The following is a 14272-nucleotide window of genomic DNA, read 5'->3' as shown; positions in this document are numbered from 1 at the left end:
TCCGAGGGGGTCAAGCCGCTACCGCTTCCGGCGTCCAAATCTTGGTCGGATAGGGATAGGCGGTGAGCGCGTCACTGCGGATCAGGGAGCCCAGCGCCAGGGTCAGCGCCGGCACGTCGATGGCGAGCCGATGGCCTTCCAGCGGCCCGAGGGCGAACGGAAGGCGGGCCAGCATCTCGCGGCTTTGCAGCAGTTCCAGCACGGTCTCGCGCCAGTGGTCGAGTAGCGGCAACGGGCAGGTGTCCCGCACCAGCATCCACAGGCGGTCAAGCCGGTGGGCGCTGTCGCGCGGCAGCAGTGCCAATGCGCTGGCGTTGGCCTTGTCGGGCTTGACGCAGCGCCGGTCGAACAGCCACACGTTGGACAGCGAACCGAACAGCGTTCGCCGGTAGGCGCGGGTCATGCGCTTTTCCAGGCGATCGACGTTGCCGATGAACACCGGGACGCTGCCGCCCTGGTCGGTGATGACGTGGAACTGGTCCAGTCCCTGCTCGTCGCGCCCGAGGGTCAGGCGAGCGAGGAATTGCTGGACGGCGGTGTCGCGTGCCCAGATGGACAGGAAGATCAGGTTGCCCTGGTCATCGCCAACGCAGGCGTCGGCCATCACGTCCGGGCATTCGTCGATGCGGTACAGCGTGGAAGAAGTGTTTGCGGGCATGGTGGTGTCCTCGGATGAGCGGGAACAGCACCGCCTGTCGGGGCAGGTACTGCCCCGGGGGGGGGGGGGAAGAAAACCGCTCAGTCCGGCTCGAACTGCCGGGTGTGCGGGTTGAAGTGAAGCGCCTCGTCCACCGCGGTGATCGGCGTGAAGCCGTCCAGGTAGATGTTGTTGAGGTACTGGTCGCGATAGGTCAGCGCCTGCCGTGCCTGCTCCTCGGTGAGGCCGTTGTCGATGAAGTACGCCAGCATTTCCTCGTCGGAGGAAACTTCGTCGTTGGACAAACTGCCTTCAACGAGCTTTAACAGCGAGGCGGGGAGCGCAGCCAGGATCGGGTCCATGTTGGTTCCTCCTGGCTCAGGCCAATAGTGCCGCGGCGGGTGCCGTGGCAACCGTGGGTGTACGACGCCGCGCGTGGTAGGCGCGAACGCCTGCACGCCAGTCGGCGGACTGCTCCGGTGCGAGGTCCAGATAGGACAGCGGGCACGAGTAGTAGTACGGGTGCATGGACTCGTCCAGCGGCTTGTAGCCCCACTGGTTGCCGCTGCGCTCCAGAAGATCGCAGCGGATGTAGCGCAGGGACTGGCCCGGTGCGAGATCACGATGCACGCCTTCGGCCCTGGCCGTCACTTCCGCGACGGACCAGAGGACGTTGCCGCGCAGCGTGTGGGCGATGACCTTCACGCTGGCGCGCTCGGTCTCCTGCGGTGCGATCAGTTCGGCGATCAGTTCAGACCGCGATTGGGGAGAGAAATACCAGCCCATGAGAGGCCTCCTGAAGAAGTAGAGCCAGAGGCCTCCCCGTGGGGAAGAACCCCCAGCGGGTGATGGAATGCCGCGTGTGCGGCGATGGAATGCAGTGCGGGCTAGGAACCGCAACCGGCCGGGCAGCAACCCAGCGTGATCCCATGCGAACAGCAGCCGTTTTCAGCGAGCCAGTCCTGGGTTTCCTGCCGTTCGGCAGGTGTTGCGTAGTCCCATTCCTGGGTCGCGATTTCCAGCGCATGAACGCGCTGGCTTTCCGGCAATCGACTGGCTTGCGCGTCGATCTCCGAGCTGAAAAGCGTGACCCAGTGATCCCAGGACAGGCCGCAACCACGTTGGGCATGCTCGGCGGCCGTCTTGCAAACGGCGCGCCACGCGGTTTCGTCCAGCGCGGAACGGGGTGTATCGCAAGTGATGGTGGACATGATGGAGACCTCCAGAAGAAAGCCGAGGCCACCCCCGCATGGGGAAGGAACCCCAGCGGGTGGATGAAGAACACCGCGGATGCGGTGTCTGCAATCACGCAGGTTGCAGTTCGGCCTGGCGGCTCCACTCCTGCGTCTTGAAGTCCAGCGCGTAGCCCAGTTCGCCCAGGCGGGCGATCTGGGCGCGCAGGGCGCGGCGGTCGATGGTCGAATCCAGCTTCACAGACTCGCCCAGCGGCCACAACAGGCCGAACAGCGCGGCGTCGCCATCCTCGGTGCTGCCGGGGGCAGCAGCCGCAGCAGGCGGCGCGTCCACGCCGAAGGGCGTGGTATCGACCAGCGGGTCCGCGGACGTCTGCACGGGTGCAGGTTTGGCGGACCTGGATGCCTTGGCGGGTTTGGCCGGCGTTGTCGCAGGCTGTGTCCCTTGATCTTCATCGAGCGGATCGACTTCCTGCGGGGCGAAGCTATGTGCTTCGGCCTTGCTCAGCTTGTCGATGCCGAAAAGTGTCATACCGTCCAGGTTGGCGCGCATCTCGAAACGCATGCTGCCGTCGCTGATCGGATAGCCTTTGAGGAAGATGTAGCGAAGGACGAACTCCCCTTGATACTTGCCCTCGGGGTATTGCTCCAACTCCGCGTCTTTAATCGTGAATTTTCCGAGTTGGCATTCGAGCTTGCCAACATTGAACTTTCCGTTGCGGCCATGAATGGTGCGCAGCGCGAGCTGGCCCGGGACGATGATGGGAGTGGCCGATTTCTCGGGTGCCGATGTGACTGCCATGATGCTTCTCCTTGAGGAATAGGAAAAAGGCAAGGCCCCGTGAGGGGCCATGCCGGATCAGAACGAAGCAGCCAATGCCGGCTCCTGCTCTTCGACTTCACCTGCGGGCTCGCGCTCGGCGGGCTCGATAGGCTGGTCGGCAGCGGTGTCGGCGGCGTCCTCGGCTTCGGGCGCGGGTGCGTCCTCGGCCTGCGACTCCTCGGCTTGCGCCTGGCTCGTCGGATAGACCTGGGTGCCGTCGATCTTGATCAGACCGATGTGGATCAGCGTCGATTCCAGGCTCGCTCCCGGCTCCCCGGCGCGCTCACCCTTGGTGCGGATGTACGGATCGATCTTCATGTCGTTCAACTTGAAGGCGATCAGCACCTTGCGGTCCCCTTCGATGGCCTGCACGCACCGGCGAACCAGGTGCTCGGCTTCAGGGGTGGCGACGATGGTGTCGAAGTACCGATAGTCCGGTTCACCGACAGGCCCGGCCAGAGCCGCGACGCAGCACGACAGGAACGGATCGCCATCCTTGGGGGTGACGTCCTTCGGACGGCTGAGGTAGCCGATGCCGCGGGTGATCAGCTCGTGCTGCTTGATGGAAGCCAGTTCGGCCCGGTCAAGCGGCTCGGCCTTGAGCAGTCGCGCCTTGAGGGACGCGGCGGCTTCACCCTTGCGCTCGCCCTTGTCGCGGATGTACGCATCGCCCCACAGGTCGCCGAGGCGGAAGCGCACCAGCGGGCGCTGCTTGGGATCGTCAACGCCGATGTAGCGCTGGACGAGGTTCTTGGCCTCGGCACCCGAGACCTTGACGTCGAAGTAGCGGTAGCTGGGGTCCCTGGCGGGGCCGACCAGCGCGGCAACGGTGCATGCCAGGAAAGGCTGCGCACGGCGGCCGCCCCGGACAGGCACTTCACGGACACGCTGGATGTAGCCGATGCCCGAGGTGTGGAGGTCGAAATACGATTTCTCGTTGGACGTGGTGTTCATGGTGAATCTCCATAGGGAAGAAGCGGAGACACACCAGCCCCACGCATGCGGGGAAAGGTGCGTAACCCCGCGGTGGGTCGATAAGGCGAAAGCATCCGCCACCAGAGACTGGTGGCCGCTCGCGGATGGATGCGGTGCGAGCTGGCTCGGTCACGCAGTGGGAACTGCGACGCAACCTTGAAGACCGATGGTTGCTTGGCATGTCGCTGACAACGTCAGCAGGCATGGGGTCAGCATGGCCGGGCCTCGCGCGCGCGACAGCAATCAATCGGCATCCGGGCGCTTCCCATTTTTTCCAGGCTGCCCAGTTCCGCCCAAAAGAAAGCCCCCGAAATGGGGGCTTCAAGGGGTATGCGGACATTTTTGGACTACGCCGATTCCACCGCCGCCAGCGACAGATACGTAGCGGTGGCGGACAGCTCCAGATCATCTGAGCTTTGCAGAATGCGAGTGAAAACGCTGTCTTTCGGGTCGAAGAACTCGCCGAAGTCGTCGCCGCCAAGCTCGGCGCGTGCCAGTTCCCACCAGTCATCGAACGGGTCGGTATCCGGGTTGCAGCCGACGGCATAGGCCAGCAGCTTCACGCGGCCATCGGGGCGGCGCTCTCCGCGCTCGGCGAGGAAGTACACGCCCTGGTCCTTGGCCAGGGCGACGCGGCATTGGTTGGCGATGGCTTCGGCAAGCACGGGGCGCAGGTCGGAGCCTCTGAATCGCAGTGACATGGTTGAAATCTCCTGTATGGATGAAGAAAAAAGCCCTCCACCGAAACGGATGGAAGGCTTGTGGGGCAGTCGCCGGTAGGCTGTGGACTGATCAGTCGTGCCGCTAGGCTTCCTGTCTGGCACGTCAGGCTGGAACCGCCTGACGTTGCCGAAAGGCTTTGGCGTCGATCACGCTCACGTCGATCAGGCGCCAGCGCCCGTCGTCGATGAGCCGCTCCAGCACTTCACCGAGCATGTCGAAATACACCTCGTCGTGCCTATCGACCAACTCACCGTCGCGGTGCAGCTCCACCACGTAGGTGTCGCCGCCACGGTCGTAGAGGATCGTCACCTGACCCTCGAACTTGGTGGTTGAGACCGTGAAGCTGATCGCCGGCGGGGTCTCGATGATCCTGGAGGGCTTGGGATCGACCCAGGCGAAGTCGCGGGCACCTGCATCGACCAGCATGTGGGTGATGCACCGGAACCCGTCGGGCGCGGGCATCTCCTCCAACTGCTCGATGAGTTGGCCCAGCTCCATGCACTGCGGCTCGGGAATGGGCAGCTTGGCGGGTGCTTTGCCAAGGATATGCCTCGTGATGGTGTAAGGCGTGCCATCCGAAGTCTTCTCGGTGACGACTTCCGGGGTGTCCGCGCGAAGCCCGTCGAAACGTCGCCGGGCGTAGGGTTGGACATGGACCTTGGCGCCCTCGCTGGGAACGGTGGTCACCAGGTTGGGATCGAGCACGGCGAACTCGGAAGGCTTGAGCTTGACGACGATGGCATCGTCGGTCGCGGAGACTACCTTGCCGTTGAAGGGCTGAGGGTCAATGGCGAAGCCCAACGTCGAGGACTGCGGCTGATCATCGAATACGCGGTATTTGAACGAACGCACGTTGCGAGGGACATGGCCCGCGACAAGCGAAGGCATCATGGATTTGATGAGGGAACGGTCCATGGGAATCTCCTTGAGGAAGAACAAGGGATTCCCCGCCCGCAAGGGAGAGGTCCCTTGTGGGTGGCGTGAACGGACGGGGTACGTCCATAGGAAGAAACGACCAGCACGGTTTCCCGCACTTGCAGCCTTGAAGGTCTCGGCTGCCAGGGCATGTGTCGGCAACGCCGACGAACATGGAGCAAGGATGGCTCTGGAATGGGCGGCCTGCCTGCAAGAAATCGCACAGCGTCGCACCCGCTTTCCTGCGCTGCGGACAAGAAAAAGCCCCTCGAAAAGGGGCTTGGTTGGGTCAGGCTTCGTACACGAAGTAGTGCTCGCGCTGACGTGGGAAGAAGACATGCTTCCATGTATCGCCGCTGGTGTTGCCACCGTCGAAGACGACCATTTCGTAGTCGTCAATGTCGGTGTCCACCAGGTCGGCGCTGGCGATATGGCGCATGTGCAGCGTGCCGCTCATGCGCTCGAATACCAGGATCTGGCCGATGGCGTCGTCCTGGCCCATGGCATTGACGCAGGCGCCGAGCTGGTGCTCGAAGTCTGGCGTGCGCGAGATGAGGTCGGGGAACATGAGGTTGCTCCTATGAAAATGGACCAGCCCGGCTCCGGGAGGGAGACGGGCCGGTATGGGGGAGAACAAAGAGGAAGGATGTTGCGTCGAGCGGCTGCTAGGATTCGGCCAACGGCAGGCCCAACAGCACGGGTGCGTCGGCGTCGAGAATCAGGATGCGCACGTCGGCCTGGCCAGCCAGTTCAATGACGTTCGCCAGGTCATCCGGCATACCCTTGCTTCGGTGCTCCTGGCGAAGCTGCTCCGCACTGATGCCCTCGGCGTGGTCCAGGTTCTTGTCCGTCCAGGGAGTGGAGATCAGCTTGATGCCGATCGCCGGGCTGTACGGAACCCGGAACGCGATGAACAGGAATGCCTCCGGCGTAGCGAGGTCTGCCAGGTTGGCGAGGTATTGGCCGGTTTCTTGGCTGATGTGTGCGCTGCTGATTTCCCAGCACCGGCTGTAGTAGCCGGTCTCGAAACTCAGGCGCTGTACGACTTCCCGCGCTGCCTCTGCCGAATAGGCGTCGCCGACGTGGATGGGGCGACCGTCGAAGTCGTCGCCATGGATGGCATAGACCACGGCACCGATTACACCTTCGCCGCTGACACCTTCTGCGGTATCGCATTCGGCCAGCACCTCGGCACTCACGGGTTCGGGACCATTCCTGACCACGGCGAAATCGCTGGTGACGATGCACGAGGATGAAATCAGTTCCTCGTCGGAAAAGTGCTTTTGACTCGCGTGGATGATTCGCCAGACATGCGGGCTTCCGTCGTCGTAGCCGATGCACAGCGTGCGGACGATTTTCAGATTCCAGTAGCCGCGGAGAAAGGGATTGGGTTTCTGGGACATGGGAACTCTCCAGATTTGAATATTGGGGCCAATCTCCGCCACCGGGAATTGGACCCGGCGGGTTGAAAGTGGAAAATGCGTCAGTCGGCGCTGATCGTTGGCGTCTGAACCAGCCGTTCGGCGATGCGATGGCGCACATTTAGGCGAAATTGCTCATCGGTGATGCCGGCAAGCAGGTTGGCGGCCTCCAGCGCGATCAACGCTGAGGCCTCTTCGATGTCGGCGGCCAGGATGGTGTTGCGCAGTTGATCGCCGAGTTGAAGCGCCTGCGAGGACGTTCTGAAGACCTGGACCTCACGGCTCAGGTAGCAGCCGTTGCCGCCGAACTCGAATAGCCTTGGCTTGCTGCAATACCAGCAGCCCTCAAACTGGATGGCGGTCAGGTTATGGCCGTCATCGAAGCGGGTAGCGATCAGAAGCAGGGCTTCCAGGTCGGCGCCGTCCTCGAATTGGTGGTGCTCGATCAGGTTCTCCAGCTCCCCGTCCTGGTCAGCACCGAAGTGCGCGGCCAGCCGTTCAAGCAGAGGCGGAATCGACAACTCTTCGTCGTCGGGCATGGGGATGCCGAGTTGTGTGGCCAGATTTTCCAGACCGTCCAGCACATCTGTCCAGCGTGGATCATTGGTTTCGGCGATCTGGGCGATGTAGGCCTGCCCATTGCCGGGATGGTTTTCGTCGAGCGCGAAAGCACCGAACAGTGCCTTGATGACGGGAGTAACGCGGTTGAGCACGAGAACGCCCGTGCCTTCGTAGTAGTTGTTTGCCATGCTGGCTCCTTTCGAGAAGAGCGGAGCCAGCCCATGCGGACGATGGCATCCGCAGGGAATAGCCCAAGGCCGTTGGCGTCGGGCGATGGGGAAGAAAAATTGAGGGACATGGCCTTATGGGCGCATGTCCCTCACGGGGGGATCGAGAGGACAGTGGCGTGCCGGAGACCGGCTCACCAACCGCTGTAGTTCACCAGCAGGTCGGCGATGACCTTGCGGCGTTCCAGATCGAGACCGTCGAAGTCCGACAGCCCGTGGAAGCGGCAGCGCTTGAGCATGGCACCGCCCTCGCGCGCGTTGTAGAAGCTGACCATGGCGGACAGGAACATGCGTTCGCCGCTGCTCAGGACGCCGAGGGCATCGTTGAGCCGCAGCATGTCGGGACGCAAATCCCACTTGGTGTTGGCCTGGTTCAGGCCTTCACGGGTGCCGTCGCCGAACCACTCGGGACCAGCAATCTCGACACCGCGCTTCCAGGCCTCGAAGAAGGCTTGGGGCGCGGCAGCGAAATGCTGCTCTTCCCGCATGATCTGATCGACGACTTCCCGCGGCAGTAGCTGGTTCATGACGTGATTTCTCCAGTTGGATCAGGGAATGGCGAGCTGGGACCAGCCGCCTCTTTCGAGGGCGCGTTGAGCCGCGGCATAGCTGCGGAAGTACTCGCGGGATTCCCGCGAAACGGGACCTTCGGTATCGCGCGTGCCGATGTAGTGGCCGGCGGCGCTTTGCAAGACTTCGAGCGGCAGGAACTTGCCGCAGTAGGTCAGGGCCAACTGGCCGAAAGAGGCTTGCTGGGACATGGACGGGCTCCTTGGAAAAGCGGGGCCTTGTCCCTCACGGGATGGCAGCTCCCGCACGCGGTTGATAAAAAGCATCAGCGTCACGGGGACGCTCATCCGCAGAATTGATGCGATGCGGACTGGTGGGTGACGCGGGAGAGACCCGCGGCAGCCTGGAACCCTGGCTGCTGGCATGTGCTGACGAATCAGCGAACATGCAGGCAGCTTCGTGCGAGGGCTGCGCCGCGTCAGTTGGAAAACGGCATTCGGCCCAGCCCCGATTGATGAGCACAGGAAAAGAAAAGCCCCGCATCGAGTACGGGGCTGTCAGGAGGGTGCGGTGGCGCTGGGTCAATCGGGCTTGTCGCCCAGGACATGCTGCTTCCACAGGTCGAATGCCCGCTCGGGCGGAAGCTCGGCGAGGATGACGATGGGCTGGGCCTGCCTGGTGCGCAGCGAAGCGAAGTACGCCTTGCGGTCGGCGATAGCCTTGAGCTTGATGCCTTTGATGAACAGCAGTTTGCCGTCCTTGATGAACAGCACCTTGTTGCCGATGTCGCGGTTGAAGGCGGCTCGCACCTTGCGCTCCGCGTGCATGGCATCGGCCAGTTCATCGACCAGGAAGTCGAGCGTCATGTCGATGTAATGAGGGTCTTCACCCTCCTGGCCTAGATCGAGCGGCGCAGGCGGCAAGCCCTTGGCAAAGGCTTCGGCCTGAGCCAGCAGCGTCGTCTTGCCGTTGAGCGCGCGGAGGAATGTCGAGCCGCCATGCCCGTCGTTGCGGGCCTCGGCGATGGGAGTGCCGTCGAACACGATGGTCGCGGTGAAGCACAGCGTTTCCTCGCTGGCGAAGTCGGCGACCTTGAGGTTCTTCAGCGTGATGCGGTCTTGCTTGGTGATGGTGTCCATGGGAAGTCCTGAAATCGACCGGGTGGCGACATGCCCCTGACGGGACGTGGCGACCATCCCGTGGGTTGGAGAAAGGAGGCATCGATGCCCCGGTGGGCAGCGTTCGCCGGTGAGATGCCGAAGCGAACTGGTGGGTGGCGTGGGCGGAACCCACGGCAGCCTTGACACCCTGGCTGCGGGCTGCTGCCGATACATCGGCAATGCAGGGGGAGAATGGCGCGGCCGGCAGGCTGCGTCGTCGATCAATCCGAAGCGGTCGAGTCCGTCTTGTGCAGGCACTGCACCAGCCGGTTGCCCAGCCAAGCCATGCACGGGACGGCCATGGAGTTGCCAATCGCCTTGTAGCGCGGAGCGTCTGCGGCAGGCTTGCCGCGATACGGGATCAGCGTGTAGTCGTCGGGCATGCCCTGCAGCCGCTCGCACTCCATGGGCATCAGCCGCCGCACCCGCCATTGCGACCAGTCCTCTGCACCGGATTCATTCCAGTCGTAGCGGAAATGTGCCTCGAAGTCGGGGGCCAGGACATGGGGCTTGTCTGCGCCGCCGCCGCTGGTACGCAACGCCGCCGCAACGCTTCCGCCCAGTTCGGCAGCAAGACCCTGCGTCCGTCCCCGCAGGGCAACGCAGGCCACCATCGGCACACCGTAGCCCGGCTTGCCGTTGGACAGGACGGTGCAAGACACCTGTCCATGGCCCGACTCGAAGCGCACTTCGCCGCGGTTGTTCTGCGCGAAGGCGATGGCGGGCACGACGCCTGCGTTCGCATGGCTGTTGCGATGCCCGCCGGCACGCAGCGTCGGCGTCAGGTCGATCGTGGCGTCCGCGCCGCTGCCCTGGGCGGTGAAGGCGATGATCGGCACGCCCTTTCCCGTACCGTCCTCGCTGCTGCCCTTGCCGTTGTTGGCGGTGTCGAGGGTGTGGGCGATGCTGCCGGCGATGGACTGCACCATGAACGTCTCGGTGCGGATGTCGTGCTTGGGACCCGCGGCCATCAGGCATGCCGCAACATCGACGGGGCCAATGCCGCCGCTGAATCCGAACGTCGTCGTGACCTTGCCGTAGGGCTGGTTCAGTCCAGCGAATCCTGCGTATCCGCCTGCTGCTGCAGCACCCGGTCCAGCAGCGCGGGCAGCTTCTTGCCACGGCGCGCGGCCCGCAGAAGAATCCCCGCGCAGGCCTGTGCGCTCAAAAAGTACTTCGGAGGGATCGAGGTCATCACCACCACATGCCACAAGAAACACGCGCTTGCGGCGTTGGGCGACACCGAAATATTGAGCGTCGAGCACGCGCCAGGCGATGCGGCGGCGGGGTCCAGACACACAACCAGCGTGCGCCCATTTTTCCCCTGGCGGCTGGAGCGCACGGCTTTCTCCGGCCAGTGCGCCCAGGAAATGCCCGAAGGCATTGCTGCGGTCGTTGAGGACGCCGGGGACGTTTTCCCAGACGAGCGTTGCCGGCGGGCGGCGGTCTTGGTGGCGGGTTTGGTCGATGGCATTTGCAAGCTCCACATAGGCAAGGGTCAAGGCGCCGCGCGGGTCGTTCAGCCCCTGGCGCGCGCCGGCAACGCTGAACGACTGGCACGGCGTGCCGCCGACCAGGATGTCGGGCGCCGGCACGGTGCCGGCGCGCACCTGACGGGCGATCGCGGTCATGTCGCCCAGGTTGGGCACATGGGGGTAACGGTGGGCGAGCACGGCGCTCGGGAACGGCTCGATCTCGGCGAACCACGCGGCTTTGAGGCCGAGGGGTTGCCATGCGAGGCTCACGGCCTCGATGCCGCTGCACACGCTGCCGTACAGCAGTGGCGCGGCCTGGGGCGCACCGCGAAGGGTGCAAGGTTGCGGGTTCATGTCGGGTCTCCTGTTCGTGTGGCCCGGGGCGGGCCGGGACGTTGATAGGCAGGAGAAAGGCGCCGAAGGCCCTGCGGCCTTCGGCTCGGGAGGACAGAACCACCCGTGGGCTGGTGCAGGCCCGGTCGTCGCTAGAACCGTCTGCTCATCAGCAATCACACCCGGCGCATGTCGTGGTTCGCGCCGGCATCGTCTGGCGCACATCCGCGCACAAAGGGAGCCCGTTTTTGCGCCGGCGGGCACCGGCACCGAATACCGCTGACCACGAAGGGTCTCCGGGTGGCTCGCGCAGCTTGGCAAGCCACCGGGGGACCCTTCGCAGAGGCGGGAGAAATGCAGATCAGCAGAACGCGCAGGAGGCGGTTCGCGGAGAAGCTACCTTCAGGTCCCGCGGCCGGGGATGACCAAGCGGGACGCGCACACGGACAAGAAGGCGTTGCGCGCTGGGCGTCCCGCAGGGCGTGCGGAACACAGGCCGCGCCGCCGATGGCGGGCACGGTTCACGGGGAACGGGGTCGGTCAGGAGCCTTTGCGGCCGCTGCGGCGCGGGCGCGAGGCACCACGCTTGGACGTGCCGGATTCGACCGGCAGCGTGCCTTTGCAGTCGGGGTAGCGACTGCACGACCAGAATGGGCCGCTCTTGCCGGTGCGCTGGCGCGTCGGTGCGCCGCACTGTGGGCAAGGCGGTCCGTGGGGAACCTTGATGGACAGGGACGTGCTGCCGTACTGCGCGATCAACTGTGAGATCCATGCAGCCTGCTTGCCGATGAATACGTCCAGCGTGAGCTGTCCAGCTTCGATCATGTCCAGCGCCTGTTCCCAGACGGCGGTTGTCCCTGGGTCGGCAATCGCTGTGGGCACCGCGTCGATCAGGGTGAAGGCCGCATCCGAGGCACGGATGGCGCGGCCCTTCTTCACGAGGTAGCCCCGCGTCAGCAGGCCACTGATGATGTTGGCCCGCGTCGCTTCGGTGCCGATGCCGACCGTATCCTTGAGCTTCTGTTTCAGGCGCGGGTCCGAGACCAGTTTGGCGACGCCCTTCATGGACTTGACCAACTCGCCCTGCGTATAGGGCCGAGGGGGCAGCGTCTTGAGCGCCTTCAGATCGACGTCGGCCACCTGACATGCCAGGCCCTCGCGCAGCGCGGGCAGTACCTGGCTGCGCGCCGCAGGGTCGCCATCCTCCTCGGATTGCGGTTCGGCCAGCACCAGGCGCCACCCCTTGACGACGACCTGCTTGCCGGTGGCCGCCAGCGTCTGCTGGCCGCAGGAGAGGTTCGCCACATTGCGGTCGAACTCGTGGTGAGGAAGGAATTGCGCCAGGTAATGTGCCCGGATCAGCCGATACACTGCCAGTTCCTTCTCACTCATGGTCGAGAGGTTCGCCGGTTCGAGCGTCGGGATGATGCCGTGGTGAGCAGACACCTTCGCGTCGTTCCAGGCGCGTGAGCGTTGAGTGCGGTCGAGCTGGTCCATGATCGGTCGCAGCAAGGGATCGGTCTTGACCAGGCTGTCGAGGACCGTTGGCACCTCGGCGAACATGCTTTCGGGCAGGTAGCCCGAATCGGAGCGCGGGTACGTCGTGGCCTTGTGCGTCTCGTATAGGGCCTGAGCAATGTCTAAGGTCTCCTGCACATCGAGCCCAAGCTGCCTGGAACACACCTCCTGCAAGGTCCCCAGGTCGAACGGCAGCGGCGGGCCTTCCCGCACGCGCTCGGTTTCGACCGCCACCACCTGGGCGCTGTCCGCGGCGCGGATCTGCTGCGCGGCGTGCTGCGCGATGGGCTGCTGCAGGCAGCGGCCGGCGTCGTCGGTGCATGCTTTCGGGGGAACCCACTGCGCGGCGAAAGTCTGGCCACCGGCGGACAGGGACACGTCGATGGCCCAGTACGGCACGGACACGAAGGCGGTGATCTCGCGGTCGCGGTCCACGACCAGTTTGAGCGTGGGGGTCTGGACGCGGCCTACCGACAGCACGCCGTCGTAGCCGGCCTGCCGTCCCAGCACCGTGAACAAGCGGCTGAGGTTCATGCCGACGAGCCAATCCGCCCGAGAGCGCGCCAGCGCCGAGTAGTACATCGGCAGCGTCTCGGCCGATGGCCGGAGCTTGCCGAGTGCCGCACGGATGGACGCATCGTTGAGCGCCGACAACCACAGCCGTTCGATGGGACCGCGGTAGCCGCACAGGTCGATGATCTCGCGGGCGATCAACTCGCCCTCGCGGTCGGCATCTGTGGCGATGACAAGCTGGGTCGCCTTAGCCAGAAGCGCCTTGACGACTTTGAACTGCGTGGCGGTTTTAGGTTTGACCTCGACCCGCCAGTGCTGAGGAATGATGGGCAACTGCTCCAGCGACCAGCGCTTGAGCGCCGCGTCATAGACCTCGGGGGCTGCCGCTTCGACGAGATGGCCGATGCACCAGGTGACGGTGACGCCGGAACCGTTGAGGCAGCCTTCACCGCGCTGCGTGGCACCGAGAATTCGGCCAATGTCTTTGCCCTGGGAGGGCTTCTCGCACAAGAACAGCCGCATGTCCGTCCATCCCGATTCCCGTTGTTCATGGAGTTGCTGGAATCGAGGATGCCGAGCGCCACCTGGGGTAGCAGCAAACAAGCCGCATGCGCCGGCGACCGCTTTCACGCCGATGGAATGGCTCGGGCGGGGATGGCGCGTGGCCGCAGGTGTGCGGACCAGTAGCCGCGATTTGCGGGAGCGTGGAAGTCGATGGACGTTGATGGAGCTATCCCCAGGGGATAGCTTGCGGGGTGCATGGAGGGCGGCGAAGCACTACGGCGGCCGCCCTCCATGCCGGTTCACTTCCTGCGCTTCGCCTCCTTCGGCGCGGTCGATTCCTGGGCAGCCTGTGGCTTCGGTTCTGCCTCCTGCGGCTTCGGACTGAGGGCCACGGACTCGATGCGGTACGGCAGGATGCCGACGCTGCGCGCGTTGATCTGCCAGGTCTCGCGCGGCTGATCTTCGTTGTCCGTCCAAGGCTCGCGCTCCATGCGGCCGATGACCAGCACGCGCATACCTTTCTGGTACAGGTCCTTCCAGTGCTCGGCGTCGCGGTGCCAGATTTCCACCGGCGCCCAGAAGCCGCCGCGGTCCTCGAAGGTGCCATCCTTCTTGGGTACGGGGTTGTCGAAATAGACGTTCAGGCGCAGCAAGCGGCTGGGTTCGTCATTGCCGTTGGGGAATTCGCGGTACTCCGGTGGCGAGCCGATGTTGCCTTCGCCAGAAAAATGCGTGCTCATGGTGTGATCTCCGTGGTGGTTGAAATACCCGTGCCTCGTCGGCG

17 protein-coding genes are annotated in these 14272 nt (G+C 64.4%); all 17 read right to left on the bottom strand.

Annotation, left to right across the window (positions count from 1 at the left end; genetic code table 11):
* Positions 1-10 precede the first annotated feature (10 nt).
* Complete coding sequence (locus tag G4D77_RS05245; RefSeq protein WP_023103919.1) at positions 11-658, bottom strand: hypothetical protein; 648 nt, start codon at positions 656-658, stop codon at positions 11-13.
* An 80-nt stretch (positions 659-738) separates the two neighbouring features.
* Positions 739-999 carry a hypothetical protein gene (locus tag G4D77_RS05240; protein ID WP_023103920.1) on the bottom strand — a complete coding sequence of 87 codons (261 nt, stop codon included), beginning with the start codon at positions 997-999 and terminating at the stop codon, positions 739-741.
* Between the two features lie 16 nt (positions 1000-1015).
* Positions 1016-1423 carry a hypothetical protein gene (locus G4D77_RS05235; RefSeq protein WP_023103921.1) on the bottom strand — a complete coding sequence of 136 codons (408 nt, stop codon included), beginning with the start codon at positions 1421-1423 and terminating at the stop codon, positions 1016-1018.
* Between the two features lie 101 nt (positions 1424-1524).
* Positions 1525-1848, bottom strand: a complete 324-nt coding sequence (locus tag G4D77_RS05230; RefSeq protein ID WP_023103922.1) for a hypothetical protein — start codon at positions 1846-1848, stop codon at positions 1525-1527.
* Positions 1849-1942: 94 nt separating this feature from the next.
* Positions 1943-2632, bottom strand: coding sequence for a DUF3275 family protein (locus G4D77_RS05225; protein WP_023103923.1), 690 nt, complete (start codon positions 2630-2632; stop codon positions 1943-1945).
* Between the two features lie 57 nt (positions 2633-2689).
* Positions 2690-3607 carry a DUF3577 domain-containing protein gene (locus G4D77_RS05220; protein ID WP_128730085.1) on the bottom strand — a complete coding sequence of 306 codons (918 nt, stop codon included), beginning with the start codon at positions 3605-3607 and terminating at the stop codon, positions 2690-2692.
* A 368-nt stretch (positions 3608-3975) separates the two neighbouring features.
* Positions 3976-4329: a DUF3085 domain-containing protein gene (locus G4D77_RS05215; protein ID WP_009459699.1), complete on the bottom strand. Its 354-nt coding sequence runs from the start codon at positions 4327-4329 to the stop codon at positions 3976-3978.
* Between the two features lie 124 nt (positions 4330-4453).
* A complete protein-coding gene (locus G4D77_RS05210; RefSeq protein WP_023103925.1) occupies positions 4454-5266 on the bottom strand; it encodes a hypothetical protein in 813 nt (270 codons plus the stop codon).
* 289 nt (positions 5267-5555) lie between these two features.
* A complete protein-coding gene (locus G4D77_RS05205) occupies positions 5556-5834 on the bottom strand; it encodes a hypothetical protein (protein ID WP_009459701.1) in 279 nt (92 codons plus the stop codon).
* 97 nt (positions 5835-5931) lie between these two features.
* Positions 5932-6669, bottom strand: a complete 738-nt coding sequence (locus G4D77_RS05200; RefSeq protein WP_017512403.1) for a DUF5983 family protein — start codon at positions 6667-6669, stop codon at positions 5932-5934.
* Between the two features lie 80 nt (positions 6670-6749).
* A complete protein-coding gene (locus G4D77_RS05195) occupies positions 6750-7436 on the bottom strand; it encodes a hypothetical protein (protein WP_017512402.1) in 687 nt (228 codons plus the stop codon).
* A 173-nt stretch (positions 7437-7609) separates the two neighbouring features.
* Positions 7610-8002 (bottom strand): hypothetical protein, encoded by a 393-nt coding sequence (locus tag G4D77_RS05190; RefSeq protein WP_023103928.1) that lies wholly within the window; start codon positions 8000-8002, stop codon positions 7610-7612.
* Between the two features lie 21 nt (positions 8003-8023).
* On the bottom strand, positions 8024-8236 hold the full coding sequence (locus G4D77_RS05185) for a hypothetical protein (protein WP_003290186.1): 213 nt from the start codon (positions 8234-8236) through the stop codon (positions 8024-8026).
* Between the two features lie 330 nt (positions 8237-8566).
* The gene (locus G4D77_RS05180) at positions 8567-9124 is read right to left on the bottom strand and encodes a hypothetical protein (protein ID WP_023103929.1); all 558 of its coding nucleotides are present in this window, start codon (positions 9122-9124) and stop codon (positions 8567-8569) included.
* Positions 9125-9366: 242 nt separating this feature from the next.
* A complete protein-coding gene (locus G4D77_RS05175; RefSeq protein ID WP_207997089.1) occupies positions 9367-10974 on the bottom strand; it encodes a DNA cytosine methyltransferase in 1608 nt (535 codons plus the stop codon).
* Between the two features lie 519 nt (positions 10975-11493).
* Positions 11494-13506 carry a DNA topoisomerase III gene (locus G4D77_RS05170; RefSeq protein ID WP_023103931.1) on the bottom strand — a complete coding sequence of 671 codons (2013 nt, stop codon included), beginning with the start codon at positions 13504-13506 and terminating at the stop codon, positions 11494-11496.
* A 281-nt stretch (positions 13507-13787) separates the two neighbouring features.
* The gene (locus G4D77_RS05165) at positions 13788-14228 is read right to left on the bottom strand and encodes a single-stranded DNA-binding protein (RefSeq protein ID WP_028690961.1); all 441 of its coding nucleotides are present in this window, start codon (positions 14226-14228) and stop codon (positions 13788-13790) included.
* Between the last annotated feature and the right edge of the window lie 44 nt (positions 14229-14272).

This window comes from Delftia sp. WY8, from assembly GCF_018437695.1.
GTDB classification, from domain to species: Bacteria; Pseudomonadota; Gammaproteobacteria; order Burkholderiales; family Burkholderiaceae_C; genus Comamonas; species Comamonas tsuruhatensis.
This window is presented reverse-complemented; position numbering and strand designations above follow the sequence as displayed.